4 protein-coding genes are annotated in these 1226 nt (G+C 55.1%); all 4 read left to right on the forward strand.

Annotation, left to right across the window (positions count from 1 at the left end):
* Window positions 1-2 precede the first annotated feature (2 nt).
* Entirely contained in the window at window positions 3-152 is a 150-nt protein-coding gene (locus tag HP552_RS17025) for an Ig-like domain-containing protein (RefSeq protein WP_435896630.1), read from the forward strand.
* A 15-nt stretch (window positions 153-167) separates the two neighbouring features.
* Window positions 168-590, forward strand: coding sequence for a phage tail assembly chaperone G (gene gpG / locus HP552_RS17030; protein ID WP_000479153.1), 423 nt, complete (start codon window positions 168-170; stop codon window positions 588-590).
* Entirely contained in the window at window positions 572-1006 is a 435-nt protein-coding gene (locus HP552_RS17035) for a phage tail assembly protein T (RefSeq protein ID WP_000459457.1), read from the forward strand. The genes gpG and HP552_RS17035 overlap by 19 nt, the downstream gene beginning before the upstream one ends.
* Window positions 999-1226, forward strand: a 228-nt coding sequence (locus HP552_RS17040; protein WP_088381081.1) for a phage tail tape measure protein, incomplete at its 3' end; no start/stop codon positions are given. The genes HP552_RS17035 and HP552_RS17040, both read left to right, overlap by 8 nt.

Here is a 1226-nt window from a genome sequence, read left to right on the forward strand (position 1 = left end):
CGGTGTCTGCGGATAAAACAAAAGCCACCGTGTCGGTCAGTGGTATGACCATCACCGTGAACGGCGTTGCTGCAGGCAAGGTCAACATTCCGGTTGTATCCGGTAATGGTGAGTTTGCTGCGGTTGCAGAAATTACCGTCACCGCCAGTTAATCCGGAGAGTCAGCGATGTTCCTGAAAACCGAATCATTTGAACATAACGGTGTGACCGTCACGCTTTCTGAACTGTCAGCCCTGCAGCGCATTGAGCATCTCGCCCTGATGAAACGGCAGGCAGAACAGGCGGAGTCAGACAGCAACCGGAAGTTTACTGTGGAAGACGCCATCAGAACCGGCGCGTTTCTGGTGGCGATGTCCCTGTGGCATAACCATCCGCAGAAGACGCAGATGCCGTCCATGAATGAAGCCGTTAAACAGATTGAGCAGGAAGTGCTTACCACCTGGCCCACGGAGGCAATTTCTCATGCTGAAAACGTGGTGTACCGGCTGTCTGGTATGTATGAGTTTGTGGTGAATAATGCCCCTGAACAGACAGAGGACGCCGGGCCCGCAGAGCCTGTTTCTGCGGGAAAGTGTTCGACGGTGAGCTGAGTTTTGCCCTGAAACTGGCGCGTGAGATGGGGCGACCCGACTGGCGTGCCATGCTTGCCGGGATGTCATCCACGGAGTATGCCGACTGGCACCGCTTTTACAGTACCCATTATTTTCATGATGTTCTGCTGGATATGCACTTTTCCGGGCTGACGTACACCGTGCTCAGCCTGTTTTTCAGCGATCCGGATATGCATCCGCTGGATTTCAGTCTGCTGAACCGGCGCGAGGCTGACGAAGAGCCTGAAGATGATGTGCTGATGCAGAAAGCGGCAGGGCTTGCCGGAGGTGTCCGCTTTGGCCCGGACGGGAATGAAGTTATCCCCGCTTCCCCGGATGTGGCGGACATGACGGAGGATGACGTAATGCTGATGACAGTATCAGAAGGGATCGCAGGAGGAGTCCGGTATGGCTGAACCGGTAGGCGATCTGGTCGTTGATTTGAGTCTGGATGCGGCCAGATTTGACGAGCAGATGGCCAGAGTCAGGCGTCATTTTTCTGGTACGGAAAGTGATGCGAAAAAAACAGCGGCAGTCGTTGAACAGTCGCTGAGCCGACAGGCGCTGGCTGCACAGAAAGCGGGGATTTCCGTCGGGCAGTATAAAGCCGCCATGCGTATGCTGCCTGCACAGTTC

Origin of the sequence: Paenibacillus xylanilyticus (assembly GCF_013359935.1) — a bacterium.
GTDB lineage: Bacteria > Bacillota > Bacilli > Paenibacillales > Paenibacillaceae > Paenibacillus > Paenibacillus xylanilyticus.